The 17,887-nt window shown below is 70.3% G+C and carries 9 protein-coding genes and 2 pseudogenes; 5 read left to right on the top strand and 6 right to left on the bottom strand.

The genetic code is table 11. From position 1 onward, the window contains the following. Window positions 1–204: 204 nt before the first annotated feature. A complete protein-coding gene (locus ABUW04_RS33320; RefSeq protein ID WP_380568191.1) occupies window positions 205–2,235 on the top strand; it encodes an ATP-binding protein in 2,031 nt (676 codons plus the stop codon). 87 nt (window positions 2,236–2,322) lie between these two features. Here ABUW04_RS33320 and ABUW04_RS33325 read toward each other — a convergent pair whose 3' ends face one another. Next, on the bottom strand, window positions 2,323–3,096 hold the full coding sequence (locus tag ABUW04_RS33325) for a restriction endonuclease (RefSeq protein WP_380568192.1): 774 nt from the start codon (window positions 3,094–3,096) through the stop codon (window positions 2,323–2,325). 1,349 nt (window positions 3,097–4,445) lie between these two features. Here ABUW04_RS33325 and ABUW04_RS33330 point away from each other — a divergent pair. The 4 genes and pseudogenes from ABUW04_RS33330 (at window position 4,446) to ABUW04_RS33345 (ending at window position 8,330) form a co-directional block, all read left to right on the top strand. Beyond that, window positions 4,446–5,524, top strand: a pseudogene (locus ABUW04_RS33330) (IS110 family transposase). Between the two features lie 85 nt (window positions 5,525–5,609). Then, a pseudogene (locus ABUW04_RS33335) lies at window positions 5,610–5,870 on the top strand (transposase); the annotation flags it as partial. Window positions 5,871–6,967: 1,097 nt separating this feature from the next. Beyond that, the gene (locus tag ABUW04_RS33340) at window positions 6,968–7,294 is read left to right on the top strand and encodes a hypothetical protein (RefSeq protein ID WP_380568193.1); all 327 of its coding nucleotides are present in this window, start codon (window positions 6,968–6,970) and stop codon (window positions 7,292–7,294) included. Between the two features lie 67 nt (window positions 7,295–7,361). Beyond that, window positions 7,362–8,330: an alpha/beta fold hydrolase gene (locus ABUW04_RS33345; protein ID WP_380568194.1), complete on the top strand. Its 969-nt coding sequence runs from the start codon at window positions 7,362–7,364 to the stop codon at window positions 8,328–8,330. 83 nt (window positions 8,331–8,413) lie between these two features. Here the strand turns inward: ABUW04_RS33345 and fxsT are convergent, their stop codons facing one another. The 5 genes from fxsT to ABUW04_RS33370 all read right to left on the bottom strand — a co-directional run bounded on the left by fxsT (window position 8,414) and on the right by ABUW04_RS33370 (window position 17,695). Continuing rightward, entirely contained in the window at window positions 8,414–12,388 is a 3,975-nt protein-coding gene (gene fxsT / locus ABUW04_RS33350) for an FxSxx-COOH system tetratricopeptide repeat protein (RefSeq protein WP_380568195.1), read from the bottom strand. Then, window positions 12,381–13,787, bottom strand: a complete 1,407-nt coding sequence (locus tag ABUW04_RS33355) for a TIR-like protein FxsC (RefSeq protein ID WP_380568196.1) — start codon at window positions 13,785–13,787, stop codon at window positions 12,381–12,383. Before ABUW04_RS33355 ends, fxsT begins: the two co-directional genes overlap by 8 nt. Window positions 13,788–13,896: 109 nt before the next feature. Continuing rightward, window positions 13,897–14,718, bottom strand: coding sequence for an aminoglycoside N(3)-acetyltransferase (locus tag ABUW04_RS33360; RefSeq protein ID WP_380568197.1), 822 nt, complete (start codon window positions 14,716–14,718; stop codon window positions 13,897–13,899). Window positions 14,719–14,730: 12 nt separating this feature from the next. Further along, the gene (locus ABUW04_RS33365) at window positions 14,731–17,220 is read right to left on the bottom strand and encodes an FxsB family cyclophane-forming radical SAM/SPASM peptide maturase (RefSeq protein WP_380568198.1); all 2,490 of its coding nucleotides are present in this window, start codon (window positions 17,218–17,220) and stop codon (window positions 14,731–14,733) included. 307 nt (window positions 17,221–17,527) lie between these two features. Continuing rightward, on the bottom strand, window positions 17,528–17,695 hold the full coding sequence (locus ABUW04_RS33370) for a hypothetical protein (protein ID WP_380568199.1): 168 nt from the start codon (window positions 17,693–17,695) through the stop codon (window positions 17,528–17,530). Window positions 17,696–17,887: the final 192 nt, after the last annotated feature.

Here is a 17,887-nt window from a genome sequence, read left to right on the forward strand (position 1 = left end):
CCTCGTTCGTCGCCGACGACCGAGGCCTCCGCGAGACGCCGTGCTCCGGTCGTAGTGGGCGCCCTGTTGAATGTCGAACCTGCCGGGGCCCGCAGCATGGTGTCGGCGACCCCCGGCAATGTCACTGAAAGGATCGGTGCGTGTACTAGCAGTAGAGGGATCTTGCCATTATGCTGCCGACTCGAGGCGAGGGGGGGCACTGCCGTGGACAGCATCACTCTGCAGGTCGAACAGGACCACGTGGAGGGCGTCGCTCGACTGGCCGACCCAGTCGGGGCCGTCACCGAGTTGATCTACAATGCCCTGGATGCGGATGCCACCGAGGTCACCGTCGAGCTGGAGCGCACCGAACTGGGCGGAATCAGCAAGGTCCGCGTCATCGACAACGGACACGGCATGCCAGCCGAGGCAAGCTTCTCCTACTTCGACAAACTGGGCGGGTCCTGGAAGCGGACCGCACTGGTATCCCTGCAGAAGCACCGCGCTCTCCATGGAAGGAATGGCCAGGGCCGCGTGCGGGCGTTCGCCCTCGGGCAACAGGTGCGCTGGACCACGGTCGGCGAAGGCCTCGACGGCGCAGTGAGAACAGTGATCGAGGCCAGCCGCTCAGCCATGCGGAACTACGAAATCGACGTCCAGGGGTCGACATCCCAGGAACCCGGCACAACCGTCGAGGTGTGGGGCGACGTTGCTCATCTGGACCGACTGCTCAACACCAGCAAGGTCATCGGTGCGCTGACCACCGAGTTCGCCCTCTATCTTGAGACGTACCCTGACTCGTCGATCACCTACGACGGCAAGAAGATCGACCCCGGCTCCGCTCAGGTCAACTCCGAGGACTACGTGCTCGACCCGGTCGACGACCGGCCTGCACCTACCCTGCGGGTCATAGAGTGGCACAAGTCCGTCACCCGGGAACTCGCGCTCTGCGACGCGGAACGCATGCCGCTGATCAAATTACGCCCGGAAATCCAGGCCCCCGGCTTCATCTTCACCGCCTATCTGTCCTGGAAGGGTTTCGAAGACCGGCCGCACGACCTGTCGCTGGTGGACTGGGACGAGGACTCGCCGGCCGCACGCGTGGTCGAGCAAGCCAGAGACCGTCTGCGCCAGCACTTCCGGGACCGGGTGGACGCCCGCCGCCAGGAACAGATCCGTGAGTGGCAGCGGGAGGACGTGTACCCGTACCAGGGCGATGCCGCCGAACCTACCGAGGTAGCCGAGCGCGAGACGTTCGACACCGTCGCCACCACCATCGCGCAGCACATCCCCAAGAACCACAAGGCGAAGCGGTCCATCCTCGGGCTTCTGAAGGAGACGCTTGCCGCCAAGCCGGACCACACGCACGAGATCCTGGACCGCGTATTCTCCCTCACCCGACAGGAGAAGGAAGACCTCAGCCTTCTGCTCCGGCGCACGAGCCTGACATCACTGATCAGCACGTCCACCGAGGTGACCGACCGGCTGGACTTCCTGAGGGCGCTGGAACTTCTGCTCTTCGACCCCGCCGCGAAGAAGGTCACTCGGGAACGCGACCAGCTGCACAAGATCCTTGAGAACGAAGCCTGGGTGTTCGGCGAGGAGTACTCGCTCATGGTCAGCGAGCGCGGGCTTTCCGAGGTCCTTAGGAAGCACCTCCGTCTCCTTCGAGCACCGGAGCCCGCGGACACCCATGTGCGGTTGCCCGACGGCGGAGTCGGACGCGTCGACCTCATGCTCTCCAAGACCACCGTGTGGTCGCAGAGGCCGCACCACCTCGTCGTGGAACTAAAGCGCCCGAACCTGACCCTCGGCATGGAACAGTTCAGTCAACTGGTGAGCTACGCCACGGCCGTGACGCAGGACGAGAGATTCCGCTCCACGGACGCCATGTGGGACTTCTGGCTCATCGGCAACAAGCTGGACAGCAGCCTGCACAGCATGGCTCGGCAACCCAATCTGCCTCCCGGCCAGGTCAGCTTTGCCGGTCCGACGACCCGGCTTTGGGTGCGCGAATGGAGCGAGATCCTCCAGGAGTGCAAACAGCGCCTTCACTTCTACCGCTCCAGGCTCGACTACCAATCGACGGACGAACACGCCCTGGACTACCTCGTCCGCAAGCACGCCGACGCCGTTCCCACTGTCCTCCTGCCAGACGATGAGTTCCGCGAGGAGGAAGTCAGCACCGAGGCGTCGGGCTCAGTGCCCCAGCCTCGCGTCTCTGACGGAGAAGCGGTCATGGGCGACTCGGCGTAGCTTGGGGCGGCTTCGTGCTTGATTGCCCAGCGCCGGCCACAGGCAGGTGGGGCCCAGCCAATGTGAGGAGCCCCGACCTGCCGGTAGCTACGCAGCGGTCCTCAGGCGACGCCTGCGGCCGGCGCGTGTGGGCAGGTGGAGGAGGTCGGGTAGGGAGACGCCGTGTTCGGCCCAGAGTCTGAGGGCGTCGCGGTCGACGTGGTAGATGCCGTGCTTGTCGGCCCAGGCCCTGGCGCCGCTGGTGATGCCGCCGTTGGTGACCACGACGGAGACGTGTCCGTGGTGTGCGGGGCCGGTGGTGCCCTTGGCGACGTACATGACCTGCGCGCCGACGTTGCGGCCGGTGGTGGTGTGCTTGGCCTGGACGACGATGCGCCCCCACCGGCGGTCGTCCGCGATGACGTCCGCCCCCTGGTCTCCCTTCCGGCCGACCTGCCGGGCAGCAAGCCCGTCGCGGATCAGCAGGTCCCGCAGGGCGAACTCGAACTGCCTGTCGTCCATGGCGTCGACCCGCGCCAGGGTGAGCCGCAGCCGGCCAAGCCGCTGACGTTGCCTGTCGAGGAGCAACCGCCTGCGCACCACCACCCCCGCGCCGGCGGCAGCGGTGGCCAGCGCCAGCCCTACGGCGAGGGGCAGCGCGTAGGCTGCCGTCGCCGCCACGGCCTGCCAGAGCAGCGAGACCCCGGCCGCGGCGATGACCAGGGCAGCGACCCACTCCGGAGCGGAGCGCGGCGGGCGCACCCTCAGCCGCCGCCTCCAGTTCCTGTTCACCGTCCCGCCGTGCTGGATGCCGAGACGCTGGCGGTCGGCGCGGGCGTCGTCGTGGACGCCGACGAGCTCGAACCGTGGGTCCACATCCATAGTGCTGCCACTACGACAGCGGCGACGACCCAGCCGCTGGTCATCTTGGCCCGCGTCGGACCCGGGTTGCGCCTCATGTGCCCGCGAACGTAGTGAGACCCCTGAGCCATGACCTCTCTCCTCCCCAACACGGCCGTCCGCCCGATGCGTCGGCCCCAGTAATCGGTGTACCAACCGGCTCCGACAACTCCCGTCGGATCCGAGGCGCGCGCGCCCCACCAGGGCGCCGAACCAGCCACCGGCCTTCCGCACCCAGCAGGCCCACCACGGTGCAGAGCGGCCAGGGCTCTCAGCTGGCGTGATGTCCGTCCGACCGCCAGACCGGACGGCCGTACATGCGATCTCAGCTCCCTCGCCTGGGGTGCAGCAGTCGCAGTGGGACAGGCGCGGCCAACGGACCGTCCGGCAAGTTGGCGTGTTCACGGCCGCGTACTCGGGCGTAGCCACAGCGCACAAGTCGCTGACGCCCACCGACAACCGCAGCCGACGTGGCGGTGATCTCATAGCTCATGCCTTGGCAGGTAAAGGAGCAGGCCGGTTGGTCACCCGCAGTCGGCCAGCACGACTTCAAGGCGGTGCATCGTGCCGGGCGTTGGCATCACCTCATCGGATGGCGGGTGCCCCTGAAGCGTCGCATCAATCGACGACCTGTGGTGCCCGATATTCCACCTGTCCATGCAGGCCGCAATTTTGGGCCGTCCAATTTGATAGCAGAAGCGGCCTGATATTTGCGTACCTGGAATACTTTCCATTCTGGCTGAGGGCGGTTTTTGAGCCGGGAAATTGCCTTTCTCGGAGGAATTCCCCGGGGACCAGCTGGGGACCAGCTGGGCAGTGAAGCCGCAGATGAGGTGCCTGGGGACCAGTTGGGGACCAGCTGGACGGCATGCCTGGCACGCTATGGGCCGTTTTGCACGCGTGGAACGTTCCTAACGTGCCTAGCGTGCAATAGTTCGTAAACCTATCTGACTGGGGGTCAGGGGGTCGCAGGTTCAAATCCTGTCGTCCCGACAGAGATCGAAAGCCCTTCGACTGGACGAAAGTCCTGGTCGGAGGGCTTTTGCGTGACGGGGCGTCAGAAGCGGGCCGTGCCCGGAGGCGTCCAGTCAGGGGGGTCCTACGTTGTTGGCATGGGTTGAACGGGCCGTCTAAGGTCCAGAGGCCCAGAGACACCGGGTATGGCTTTCAGGCGGTTCCACGCGATGGTTCACCCCACCTGGCCGCCCGGTGTCTCACGACGACTCGGCCGCTGATTAGGAGCTGCGAGCCCCTCGGGTGCATCGCTGAGTAGGACCACGCTGGCGAGGTCGTCCGGAGCACGCAGCACGTTCGAGCGACCGGAGGAACAGGTGGCCCAGATCTGGGCGGGCACGGACATCGGCAAGACCCATCACCACTGCGTGGTGCTGGACACCGAGGGCAGGCGGTTGCTGTCGCTCCGGGTGCTGAACGACGAGCCGGAGTTGCTGGCCCTGCTCGCCGACGTCCTCGCCCTGGACGAGGACGTGGTCTGGGCCGTGGACGTCGCGGATGGTATGGCCGCCCTGTGGATCAACATCCTGCTGTCCCACGGCCAGCAGCTCGTCTACACACCCGGCCTGGCGGTCAACCGGGCCTCGGCCGGCTATCGGGGCATGGGGCAAGACCGACGCCAAGGACGCCACCGTCATCGCCGACCAGGCCCGCAGCGCTGCGGCCGGACGACGAGTACACCGTCGAACTGCGGATCCTCACCGGCCGACGAGCCGACCTGGTCGCCGAGCGCAGCCGCAGGATCAACCGCCTGCGCGGCCAACTCACTGGTATCTTCCCTGCGCTGGAGCGAAACCTCGACCTGGACCACCAGGGGCCGCTGATCCTGCTGACCGCCTACCAGACCCCGGCCGCGCTTCGGCGCGTCGGCCGCACCCGGCTCACGACCTGGCTCCACAACCGCAAGGTCCGTGGCGCCGAGGCCCTCGCCCAGACCGCCCTGGAAGCGGCCGACCGCCAGCACACCACCGTCCCCGGGGAGAAGATCGCCGCGCAGGTGATCCACACCCTGGCCAGGGAGGTGATGGGTCTCAACGAGTAGATCACCGAGGTCGACAAACTCATTGCGGCCCGATTTCGTGAGGCCGCCACCGCCGGCGACATGAGCCGCTACGGCAGCCCGGACCGCCTGGCAAGCCTGGCTGGAGTCGCGCCGGTCCCGCGCGACTCCAGCCATGTCAGCGGCAACCTGCACCGGCCCCGCCGCTACCACCGCGGACTCCAACGCGTCTTCTACACCTCCGCGCTGATCAGCATCCGCAGCTGTGAGGCATCCCGCCGCTTCCACGAGCGCAAGCGCGCCGAGGGCAAGCGCCACATCCAGGCCGTGCTCGCACTGGCCCGCCGACGGGTGAACGTCCTGTGGGCCCTGATCCGCGACGGACGGTGCTACTAAGGTGAACTCCCAGTCACATCGGCGGCTTGACAACAGCATTAGGAGGTGGGGACCAGTTGGGGACCAGAGCGGTCACACGAGGCGCATTGGGGCTCACGCTGGCTCGGACACCGGGATCTCCAAGAGCGAGGTCTCCCGGATCTGCCAGGACCTGGACCGCCAGTTGACCGCCTTCCGCGAGCGGTGGCTGGACCACGTGCGGTCCCCCTACACCTACCTGGATGCGACCTATTGCAAAGCCCGGGTCGAGCACCAGATCGTCTCGCGTGCGGTGGTCATCGCCACCGGTGTCACTGAGGACGGCGGCCGCGAAGTGCTCGGGGTGATGGTCGGCGAGAGCGAGGCTGGCGGGTGGCTGGCCCTTGAGGGCGGTGTGTCCGCGGTGGTGATCAGCGGGCCAGACGCAGCCGTCCGGTCTCGGTCAGGGGTGCGTTACGGTGTGACATGAGGGCCTTTTTGAGTGCCGGTGCAGATGTCGCAATCCACACCAAAGCCAGAAGGCCCTCACTCATTTCAAGATCGCTCAGCCGTGACCCCTGTCATCAACCTCCGTGGTCAGTAGAGATTCGCCGCCGTGCCAACCTTAGGCACACTTGCTCGAAGGCATGGTGGGCGTTCTGCTCACCCAGGGTCTCCAGCGCGTAGCGAAGGAACCTGGCAGCTCGGATGGACTGGTCAAGGTTCCTCAGTCCACGCAGTCGGTGTCTGGCAGGTGGTTGGCGCAGGTCCTGGGCCCCGACCGGAAGTACGTGCTGAAGCGGGAATTCCTCCCCGAAGCTAAGGCCACGAAGCACATGGTCGGCGGGAAACCGGTATGGACTGCGACGTGGGCGCTACCCGGCCCGGGGCTGTTCGAGTACCGTGGTCTCGGGGACGCGGCGCGTGTCGCCGGCTTCTTCGCCGTCGTGCGGTCTGGATTTCGCACCCGTGTTGAATCAGTGGCGCCGCAGGAGGCGTTCCGTCGGGCGGGTGCTTCCTGGCCTGCGCCTCCGCCGAAGCCAGGAAGTCAACAGGCGCAGATGCCAGCTCCGTACTGAACCGGAGGGCGGTTGTCGATCCCTTGGGCGCGCCGTCGCAGGGCAGTCACGTTCGTGATGGGTACTGGGTCAGCCTGCCCGGAGTGGTGCGACGGCGAACGTCGCGAGCCGTCCGACTGGCACTACGGTTCAGCCCTGCTATTGATCGTTCCGGGCAGCGAGGGACAGCCCGCTCCGGCGCTGCGCGTGTCGCGAGGGCTCATGGGGGGTCCATAAACCGGCGATGCTGAGGCTGCAGTTGGTGGAGAATCGGCAGGTCAGAAGATCGCTGCTGAGGAGCCAGTCGTGAATGTGATGCGCTTCGATGCGGAGGCCGTGGAGTGCGTACTCGACGTCCGCAAGGAGAGCGTGCCGCTTCTCAAGGGCATGAGCCCGGCAGTTCCAGGGCCCGGCCGCGACCGCGGAGGTGGACGAGGGCTTCCTGGCCGAGCTCGGCGAGGTGCTGGTCACCTACCGGGGCCACGGGGTGGTGTCGGACGGCGCCTGGCCCGCGGTCACCGGGGAGATGCGCAGACTGCGCGTGCTGAGCCTGGTGGAGCGGCGCACCCTCTACCTCCAGGAGCGCGTGCGGGCCCGGGTCGTCTGGTACCGCTCCAAGGTCGACGACTTCACCAGTCGCAGCAACATCTGGTCGCTGGTGACCATCGGCGCGATCCTGCTGGGCCTGCCGCTGGCGGTACTCCAGTTCCCGGACGTGCCGTCCCGGACGCCGAGGAGCTCTGGTCCCGGCTAGCCCGTGACGCCGAGGCGACCCTCTGCCGCGAACAGGCCGTATGGCGTGCCCGCACCGAGCGGAGGGCGTGACGGAGCCAGTTCCGCGCGGCCCCGTCGAGGCCGCGACCACCAGCCGGCCGCACCACACGAAGGGACACGGGGTGCCCGAGCTCCAGGTCAGGACAGCCGACGGACGGACGCTCACCGCAGCGGTGGCTGGGGACCCGGACGGGGCCCCCGTCTTCCTGCTCCACGGCACCCCCGGGAGCCGGGTGGGACAGCTGCCCCCGGAGCGCCGACTCTACCGGCTCGGCATCCGCGTGGTCACCTACGACCGGCCCGGGTACGGCCGCTCCGACCGCCAGCCGGGGCGCCGGATCAGCGACGCGGCGGCCGACGTGGCGGCGGTGGCTGACCGCCTTCAGCTGCGGACCTTCGGCGTGGTGGGCCGCTCCGGCGGCTGCCCGCACGCCCTCGCCTGCGCGGCGCTGCTGCCGGAGCGGGTGACCAGGGTGGCCGCCCTGGTGAGCATCGCCCCCAGGGACGCTGCGGGCCTGAACTGGTTTGAGGGCATGACCGAGTCGAATATCCGGGCCTACACGGTGGGCGAGCGGAGCCTGGACCTGCTCGCGCTGGAGATCAAGGGCCGGGTCGCTGCCATGCGCGAGCAGCCCCGGCTGCTGCTGGAGAGCCTGCGGCACGAACTGCCGGACGCCGACCTCGCCGTGATCGCCGACGCGGGCGTGCGCTCCAGCCTGGCCCGCGCCCACAACGAGGCGGTGCGCGCGGGCGCGGACGGGTGGATCGACGACGTGGTGGCGTTCCTCCGCCCGTGGGGCTTCGACCTGGGCGCGATCACCCGCCCGGTGGAGCTGTGGCACGGCGCGGACGACATCTTCTCACCGGTGGCGCACACCCGTTGGTTGGGCTCGCGGATTCCCGGTGCTCAGGTGCGGGTGGAGCAGCGGGCGGCGCACTTCAAGGCGTGGCACGTGCTCCTGGACGTGCTGACCCGGGCCGCGGCAGATGCGCCGGCCGGCGAGGCGCTGCGCTGAGACGGCCGGGCGGGGCGTTCGGGCAGGGTGCCCAGGCAGAGAGCGTCCGGGTAGGGGGCGTCGAGGGGTGGTGCCCCGGCCTGTCAGGCCGGGACCAGCTCCAGGTCGCGGCCCATCCGCCGCCAGGCCCTGGCGTTGGCCACGGTGGGGTGGTCCTCGCCCAGCAGCCGGGTCAGCACCTCGATCGCACTGTCACGCAACTGCTGGGCCTCTACCAAGACTTGACGCTCCCTCAGGGTGATCGCCAGGTCCACTTGGGCCACGCCGGTGTCCGGATGCTCCAGTCCGTAGCAGCGCTCCATCCCGGCCAGGGCGAGCCGGCCGAAGTGCTCCGCCCGGGTCTGGTCCTTGGCGTCGCCGTAGGAGTTGGACAGGTTCAGGGTGGCGCAGACGGTGTAGGGGTGGTCCGGGCCGAGCACGTCGGCCAACAGTTCCTGGTTGTGTCGGCCCAACCGCACCGACTCGGCCACTTGGCCGCTGTCGCGCAGGTAGATGCAGACGTTGTTGGCGCAGATCAGGGTGAACGGGTGCCGCTCGCCCAGGAGTTCGGAGTAGCGCCGGTACACCTCCTGGGCGGTGTCCCTGGCCCGCTCTTTGTCCCCGGCGGCCGAGTGGTCGGCGGCCAGGTTGAGCGCGCAGGAGAGCGAGTCGGGCAGGCTGGAGTCGTAGTGCTCCAGGAACCGGTTGTAGGTGTCGGCGGTGAGCCGGCGTGCCTCGCCCTGGCGCCCGGCCCTGCGCAGCGAGACGGCCAGGCTCTTGGCGTAGCGGAGCGAGGCCAGGTCGGGCACGGGGATCGGGTACTCCTCGCGGAACTCGCTGAGCAGGTCGATCGACTCCTGGTAGCGGCCCAGCGCGCGCAGGTCCTCGCCCAGGTTGGCTTTGGTGGAGAGGGTGAGCGGGTGGTTACGGCCGTCCTGGCCGATGGAGCGGCGGTTGAAGGTGTCCTCGTCGAGGATCCTGGCTTCCTCGTAGAAGCCGTTGAAACGCAGGTCCACCGCCAGGTTGTTGGCCAGCCGCAGGGTGATCACGTCGTCCTCGCCGAGCTCGTCGACCAGGGTGGTGTAGGTCTTCCGATCCATCTCCAGGGCCTCCCGGAACCGGCCCAGCGAACGCAGGTCAGCCGCCACGTTGCCGGCCGTCTGGAGGGTCTGTGGGTGGTTCTCGCGCAGCACCCGGCGCTGCCGGGCGAGGGTGTCCTCGTCCAGGGCCAGCCCCTCGGCGAAGCGGCCCTGGCTGCGCAGCACGCTGCCCAGCTGGAGCCGGAGCTGGAGGGTCTGCTTGTCGTCGTCGCCCAGCTTCTCGGTCCAGGCTGCGTCCAGCCGCCGGCCCAGGTCCTCGGCCCGGTCCAACTCACCGCGCTTCCACAGGTAGCGGACCCGGTCGATGAGCAGGCCACGGGTGTCCGGCTCGTCGCAGTACTCTGCGTTGGAGGGGCCCAGGTGCGGCCAGATCAGCTCGAACTGCGGCCAGTTCCTGGGGTCGTCGGTGTCCCCCTCGTCGGGGCGGGCGCCGACCAGGATCCGGTGCGCCTCGTGGACGGTGTTCTCCAGGTCCTCCGCGGTCATCTCCGCCCTGACCACGGCCTGAACCATGCGGTGCACCTGGAAGGTGCTGCTGGTGCTGTCCACCCGGGCCAGTCCGTAGCGGCTGAGGGCCCGCAGCAGCTTGCCCATCATGTACTTGTCGCGGAGGTCCTCGTCGTAGGGGACCAGCGAGTCGATCATCTGGTCGTTGTAGACCAGGCTCCGGGAGATGGAGTCGGGCGCGAAGAAGGCCCAGAGCTGGAGCAGCCGCGCCGCGGCCGGGGACTGTTCGCGCAGCCGGGCGATGGAGACCTTCCAGGTGGCGCCGAAGGTGGTCGGGTAGTCGGCCGGCTCGGCCGCCGCCAGCACGTTGACCGCCTCGGTGCGCAGTTGCTCGATATAGGTGCCCACCGGGACGCCGGTGGTCTCCAGCCAGGCGGCCGCGATCTCCACGGCCAGCGGCAGGTCGCCGACTGCCTCGGCCACCAGCGAGGCATCCGTGGTGCTCAGCTCCGGTACCCGGCGGCGGAGGTGGTCCACGCTCTCCTCACGCTGGAAGATGTCCACCTCCAGCGGCTGGGCCTGGCCGGACCAGGACTGGTTCCGCGAGGTGACCAGCACGTCGCCCGGACCGCCGGGGAAGTAGCGGACGATGTTGGCCGGGTCGTCCGCATTGTCGAAGATCAGCAGCCAGCGCCGGGCCTTGGGGTGGGTGCCCAGGCGCAGCGTCTCCTTCACCAGGTCGGCGTTCTCAGAGGCGTTTTCACCGACCCTCAGCTCCAACCGGCGGGCCAGGTCGGTGAGCGAGACGGCCACCTGCTCCGGCTCCTCGGCCTCGATCCACCAGACCAGGTCGTAGTCGGCCATGAAGCGGTGCGCGTACTCCAGTGCGATCTGGGTCTTTCCGACGCCGCCGAGGCCGTAGAGGGTCTGCGGGGTGGGCAGCACCACGGTGGAGCGGCCGCCCTGCTGCTCGCGTAGCTGGTCGCGGAGCCGGTCGAGCACAGCGGCGCGGCCGGTGAAGGACTGGTTGCGCAGCCGGACGTTCCAGATCGCCGGGCGCAGCCCGGGAAAGCGCGGGCCGTCGCCGACCGCGCCCCGGCTCTCCGCACCGGACGGACTGATCGCGCGCAGCAGCTGCTCGCGCGCCTGGTCCTCCTCGGCCCGGCTCAGGTCCACCGAGACCCCGGCGGCGTGCGCGCCAGTGGGGCGGGAGTCGCCGACCCGGACGGTGACCAGGTCGACCGGCTGATCGGCCAGCTCGCCGCCGACCACGTCACGGGCCAGCCGCTTCTGCACCGCGCGGGCGTAGGCGGGGGACCAGACCGCCACGGTGCGGGACGCCGTCGCGCGCAGCCGCTCCGACTCGGAGCGCACCGGCTCCTCCAACTCCCGCGGGTGGACCCGGGCTCCGGTCTGCTCCAGGTGCCAGGTGATCCACTCAGCCCACATCCTGTCCTCGGCGATGTAGGAGACGAAGACGTCCTCCCGGGCGGCCGGGCGGGGCCGGGCGAACCGCTCGGCGTAGCGCAGCCGCACGTCCTCGTCCATCGGCGGCAGGGCCGTCACTCGCCCGTCGGTCAGTGCGGAGACCAGCCGCTCGCAGGCGGAGAGCATCGAGGTGGGCGTGCCGGGCTTGTCGCCGAAGGGGGCTAGGATCTCCTCATAGGCGTAGTAGGGCAGGTAGGGGATCTCCACCGAGTCCCAGTAGTGCTCGCGGGCCGCATCGACCAGTCCCTGCGGCAGGTTGGCGAAGGCTCGCCGGGCGTAGACGCGGCCCGCGTCCGCCTTGCCCTTCTCTCCGTCGTCGATGCGCATCGGCACCGGCAGCACCCGGATGTCCCTGCGGGCGTAGCGCTCCACCACCTTGGTCGCGATCCGGGACGCGCCCTCAATGCTCTGCCCGCTCAGTGTGAAGCAGACCACCAGGTCGTGGGGCATCTCGACGGTGCAGATCTCCTGGATGTCGGAGAGGCCGGTACGGCTGTCGATGAGCACGTAGTCGTAGTGCCGGGCCATGTCCGCGCGCAGCGCGCGGAAGAACTGGGCGCCGTTGCGCCGAGCGTAGAAGTCCTCCCAGTTGGTGTTGGCCACCACCACGGCGAAGTCGCTGCTGGCCTGGCCCGCGGGGAGCAGGTCCAGGGCGCCGCCGTGGGGGAAGTCCGGCCAGGAGAGCGAGAGCACGTGCGGCCGGACCCGGGCCGCCTCGGCGATCTCCACGGGGGTGAACGCCTCCTCCTCGCTGCGCTCGGCGTAGTCGTGGATGAGGTCGATCACGCCGGTCGAGGCATCCAGCGCGGTCTGGTCGAGGAACGGGCTGAAGAACCGGTCCAGGCCTGGGGCCTCCAGGTCCCAGTCGACCACCAGTACCCGGTATCCGTTGGCGGCCAGCAACCAGGCGGTGTTGGCCAGCGACATGGTGCGGCCGGTGCCGCCCTTGTAGGAGTAGAAGGTGATGATCCGCCCGGCGCGGTCCCGCTCGGGCCGGACCTCCTGCTCGGTGTCCTCGAAGCCATCGAACAGCTGATCACTCATCAGCCCCTCCCCTGGGGTCTAGCGTTGTCGGGTCGGCCGGGTGGTGCCAGGAAGGTTCGAGTGGGGACGGTTCGGGACGGTACTCGGCTAGGCGCAGCGGGAGCGACGGGCCGCCTGGGGTCCCGCGCGACGGCTGGGCGCCGCGCGCGGTGCTCTCGCGCAGCGTCGGCTTGGCCGGTCCGGTCCGCTCCGGCGACCCCTGGGCCCGGCGGCGCCAGTCGTCGAAGGCATGCATGGCGACCAGGGCGGCGCGCGGCAGCGCCTCCTCGAACTCGGCCAGCGAGGAGAGGGTGTCCGCACCCGGTCTGCGGCGGCGGTCGGCGCGCAGGTTCAGCAGTACCTCGTCCGCCAGTCGCCGCAACTCCTCCTGCCTGCCGTTGCACTCCGGATCGTCCGCGTCCCACGGTTCCAACAAGGCCATCCACAGTGGGTTCTGCGCGTCCAACCGCTGCAGCAGCGCCCGGCGGTCCGGGTGCAGCAGCGCCCAGCGGTCCAGCAACAGCACGCTGGGCGCGGGCGGTCCGGCCCCGTCGGCCTCGGCCGCCTCGACGTCCTCGGCGGCCAGGTCGTGCACGGTGGGGTGGAAGTCCCACTGCCGGGCGATTGCGGCGGCGCGCTTGGCGATGCTGCTGTCGCTGTCCTCGCCGAAGGGTTGCCAGTCCACCGCGTTGATGCCGTAGCTGTCCGGGGAACGGCCCTCGGGCACGCTCTTGCGGTCGCAGGCGAGCACCGTGATGTGTAAGCTCCGGCGCCGGTCCGGCGGTTCGAATGCGCTGCGCTGGTCTTGGAAGTCCCGTCGGCCGCCGAGCCGGATGGCCGTGTCCAGGCCCACCTGGACGATCCGCTGGGCGAGCCGGTGCACCGCCAGTTCGTACTGGGTGCGGAAGTAGCGCGCCTTGAGCAGCGTCTGGAGTCCCTCCTCGACGTACTCCTCGCCGAAGTCCCGGTGGTTGAACTGCAACGCCCTGGCCACCGGGGGCAGTAACTCGTGGCGGACGCTCACCCACTGCACCGGGACCACGCCCGAGGCGTGCCCGCTGGTCCGGTTGCGCGGCAGCACCTCGCGCGAGGCGAAGGCGCTCCATTCCTGGCCGCAGGCCTGGGAGCGGAAGTACCGGGGCGAGTAGAGTGGGACGAAGGCCCGGCAGTGCGCCAGCGCCTCGGTGATCTCCGCCGACCAGCCGTCGCCGAGCTTGAGCCCCCGGTCCATGAAGCCGGCTGGCTCGTTGTCGGCCAGTCCGGCCAGCTCGCCGACCGCCTCGGACAGGTCGTGGAAAAGCCGGTCCTCCCAGTGGTGGGCCACCGGCCCAGCCCGGCCGGCACCCCGAGGCGAGTGGGCGTAGCTCAGGAAGAAGAACGGCCGGGGAATATCCTCATCCCAACTTCCTTGGTCGCTCATCCCCGCCCCCGCCGGATCGTGCACCTCGTACAGAGATGGAACCTCCTGTGTCAACGCTCAGTCAACACCGAGCTACCAGAAGGGCATTGGCCACGGCGAGGACATGGGCTCAGCCGACCGTGTCGGCCCAGTGCCGCAGCGCGGCGTCCACCGCCGGACGGACCGGCACCAGCAGCGCGGACGCCTCGCCGACCCGCCCCTCGGCCACCGGCACCGAGGCGGAGACCCGCCTCCCCAGCTCCGCGAAGTTGCGGTCGGGTAGCCACAGGTCGCGGAAGCGCACCCAGCGCGCCTGCCCTGGAGGTCCGATCTTGCAGGCGTACGCGCGTGTCGGACGGTCCGGCAGCAGGTATTCGGCCAGGTGGAAGGGGGTGAATCGGTCGAAGCCCACGCCCAGTAGCAGTCCGAGGCCGCCCCCGCGGTAGAGGCGGCCCAGCGGGGTGTCCGGTCCCAGGTGCTGGTGCAGAGGGTGACGGGCCGTCAGTGCGGCGGCCTGGGGACCGACGGCGGCGAAGGAGGTCTTCGGGTGCGAGCTGCGCCGGGCCCGCGGCAGCCGGCGGACCACCTCCGAGAGCACGCCCATCGACGGGGAACAGGGGGTGCTACGGCGCTCGAAGCCGGGCATCGCGTCCTGGTAGCGGCGCCGCCCGGCCTCGTCCAGCCCGGCGGTGCCCTCCCGGTAGAACGGGGAGGTCAGCGAGTTCTCCACGGTCGCGGTGTAGACGAGCAGGTTGCCGCGCGGGCCGATGGCCTCCAGCAGCGCCCCGGCCACCGTCTCCGCGCCGCCCCGGACTGGCCCGACGGCCCGCATCGAGGACTGGACAAGCACCGTGGCCCCGCGGCCGAGGCCCAGCCGGCGCAGGTCGGCCACCAGCGCCGCCCGGTCGCGGGCGGTCTCGGCCGCCGCCATGGGCGTGTCCGCCGACGCCATCCGGAACCCCTCTCAGTCCCGGGGGCCCTCAGCCGCCGCGGCCCGGGTCTCCGCCCGCCACGGCGCGAGCGTGCCCCGCAGCCCGGCGGTGAAACGCCCACCCAGCGGCAACAGACTGCCCGAGCCGTCCAGGGCGACCAGGGCCTCCCACGTGTGCCCGAGCCAGCGCCGGTACTCCTCCCAGGCGTGCTCGGTGGTACCGGTCTCGCCGGCCGCCAGTGCGGAGCGGTGCCGGGCCCGCCAGAACTCCACCACCGCCGCGTGCGCGTAGGTCCCCTGGAGCAGGCCCTCCAGGGGCCGCAGGTCCGGACGCCAGGGAGCCCGGTAGCGGCGCGGGTCGTTCCGGTCGAAGAGGTCGTACAGGTCCAGCACCGCACCCAGTTTGACGTGCTGGAACTCGTGGACCAGGAGCAGCGCCAGGGTGTCCGCGGCGCCCGGCCGGGCCACCCCGACGGTGCCGAAGGCGTCCCGCGCCGCGCCGCTGATCGCCTGCCCGCCACCGCCGGGGGCCAGCGGGGTGACCGCCCGCAGCCCGGCGGCCAGGCCGGGCGCCAGCTCCGGCAGCTCGCGGCAGACGAACTCCCAGGCCCCCTGCAGTTCCTGACGCCAGGCCAGCGCCTCATCCAGCTCCAGCCGCCCGGTCACCTGCCAGTCGTGTCCGGCCCGCTCCGGGTCGGTGTCCTCCAGGACGACGGTCCAGCTCAGCGGCTCGCCCGCGCAGGGGGCCGTCAGCGTCCAGCCGCGCAGCGGCTGCCAGCGCGGCTCCCGCTCCGGCGCGGCGAACTCCACCCGGGCCTCGCCCCGCTCCCAGACTGCCCGGAAGCCCTCGGCGTCGGTACGGACCCGGCAGCGCCGGTCGGCGGTCTCCGGCCCCACTGGGCGGGCGGTGGCCAGGGCCCCGAGGCCAGGCAGCCGCAGCACGCCGTCCGGGCGCAGCGGTAGCTCCAGCTCGGCCGACCGCCCGGCACGCAGGGCGGCCGCGAGCGCCGTCTCGGCCAGTCCGTCCAGGCTCGCCGCGGCGTCAGTCCGGGCCCGCAGGGCCCAGGTGCGGACGAAGGGGGCGGTGAGCGCGGTGTCCAGGGCAGCTGGGTGCTCCCGGTCCAGTGCCTCGACCAGTTCCCAGACCGCCGCCGGGTCGGGGCACCCGTGGCGCCGGCTGGCCCTCTCCACGCCGGGGGCGACCAGCTGGACCAGTTGGCGGTTGATCTCGGCCTCGCGGGCGGCCAGCGCGGTGACCGCCGCCGCGCCGCCACGGCCGGAGGCCAGCTCGTCCAGGTGCCGCAGCTCCAAGGCCGTTGGAATGGACGCATTCTGACGGTCCGTCCGCCCGTGCGTGCGAACGCCCTCGATCAGGGCATAGAGATCCGCACAGTAGACGCTCGGGTGGTCGAAGCCGTGGTCCTCCGCGCGGTACCGGTGGGCGTAGAGGCCGCCGCCGCAGGACTGCACGACCGGGCAGGCCCGGCACTCCGCGGCTAGCCCGGCCAGGCCCAACTGCCGTCCGGCGACCGCGGGGTGGGCGGCCACCCGGTCGAAGTCGTGCTGGAACACGTCCAGCCCGGTGGCCGGGGCGCCATCGTAGGCGGTCTTCAGCGAGTCGGCCTGCTCGATGCTGCCGTCGGTCTCCACCACGGCCAGGTCGGCCGGGCCCAGGCCCAGCGACTCGACCAGGCTGCTGCCGCCGACCAGGGTGCGCAGCACCGAGTCGAACATGCGCACCGGGAACGGCCGCCCGTCGGCGTCCCAGGCGCGGAAGACGGTGAGCAGCCAGTCGGCGTAGGCGGTCTCCCGGCCCGGCCCCTCGGGCCGCCAGGGCTCGTTGGCCCAGGTGGCATGCGGCAGCAGGAAGTCGATCCGGGGCGGGGCCAGTTCGGCCAGGGCCCGGTAGACCCGCAGCGGGTCGTTGCGGGCGTCCACGGTGCACAGCAGCCCGGCGTACAGGTGCCGGTAGCGGGGGGTGTCTAGCAGCCGGACCGCCCGCAGCACCTTGTCGTAGCTGCTGCGGCCATCGGCGTAGCGCCGGTGCAGGTCGTGCGCCGCGCGGTCGCCGTCCAGCGAGATGCCGATCCGGACGTCGAACTCGTCGAAGAGCTCCAGCCACTGCTCGTTCAGGGTCACTGCGTTGGTGTGGATGCGCAGGTCTAGTCGGCAGACCCCGCGCAGCGCGGCGCCCAGCTCCTCGGCCGCCCGCCGCACCTGGGCCCGGCCGGCCAGTAGCGGCTCGCCACCGTGCAGCACCACCCGGACGCCGGGCAGCCGGTGGGCGCGGGCATGCTCGGCGATGCGCTCGGCCGTGCGCCGCAGCACGTCCTCGGAAGAAACCAGAGGCCGGTGCTGCCAGCTGGTGTCGGCGTGCTCGTAGACGTAGCAGTGGTCGCAGGCCAGGTCGCACCGGCTGTGCACCTTGACCACGAACTGGCTCAGCGGAGCGGCGGGAGCGGGCCCCGCTCCCGCCAGGCCGTCCGCCTCGGGCTGCCGGACGGTACTCGTCTGCTGCACCATAGCCCCTCATCGCCTCGCACGGGATCCGCTGATCCGGGAGCGGGAAGGCTGGAATCCGGCCCCGGGGCCGGGCAGTCTCACCGAGCACCTGGTGCTGAGGGCTACCCCTGCGTGGCTGAGTATGGCACAGGGGAATCCAGGGTCGGTCACCCCAGAAATCATTCATCTCGTCTGCCAAACCTACGAAATGACAGAAAATCAGACGTGCCCGGGACATGCGTACGCCCCCGAGCCGGACGGCGCCGGGGGCGCTCCGCCGCGTTGCTCCGACCGTGACGGGGTCGGAGCGGAGCAGTAGGGAGCAACGTCAGATGGACGCCTGGAAAGCAGCCACGTCGAGCCGCGAGAGGCCGTCGTCCGGAAGGACCCGGCTCAGCATGGCCCGGTCTGCGGAACCGTCCCGGGCCAGCAGGCTCCGGGTGTGGTACGCAGACTCGTCGCCCTCGGCGGCGGCGGGGTTGGCCGAAGTGTTCACGTGCTGCTCCTCGGGGACGGCTGGTCGCCAGCCGTAGTCGGAAGGGGTCCCGGCCCGGGGCTCCGAGACAGGAGGTAGGACAAAGCTTGCAGGCATTGTCCTCGTCGCGGCGACCCGGCTGCGGGCATTCGGGAGAAAATTCACTCGTGGGAAGCAGGATTTTCGAGTGGGACACGACGAGACCGCCCCCGC

Origin of the sequence: Streptacidiphilus jeojiensis (genome assembly GCF_042510965.1) — a bacterium.
GTDB lineage: Bacteria > Actinomycetota > Actinomycetes > Streptomycetales > Streptomycetaceae > Streptacidiphilus > Streptacidiphilus jeojiensis.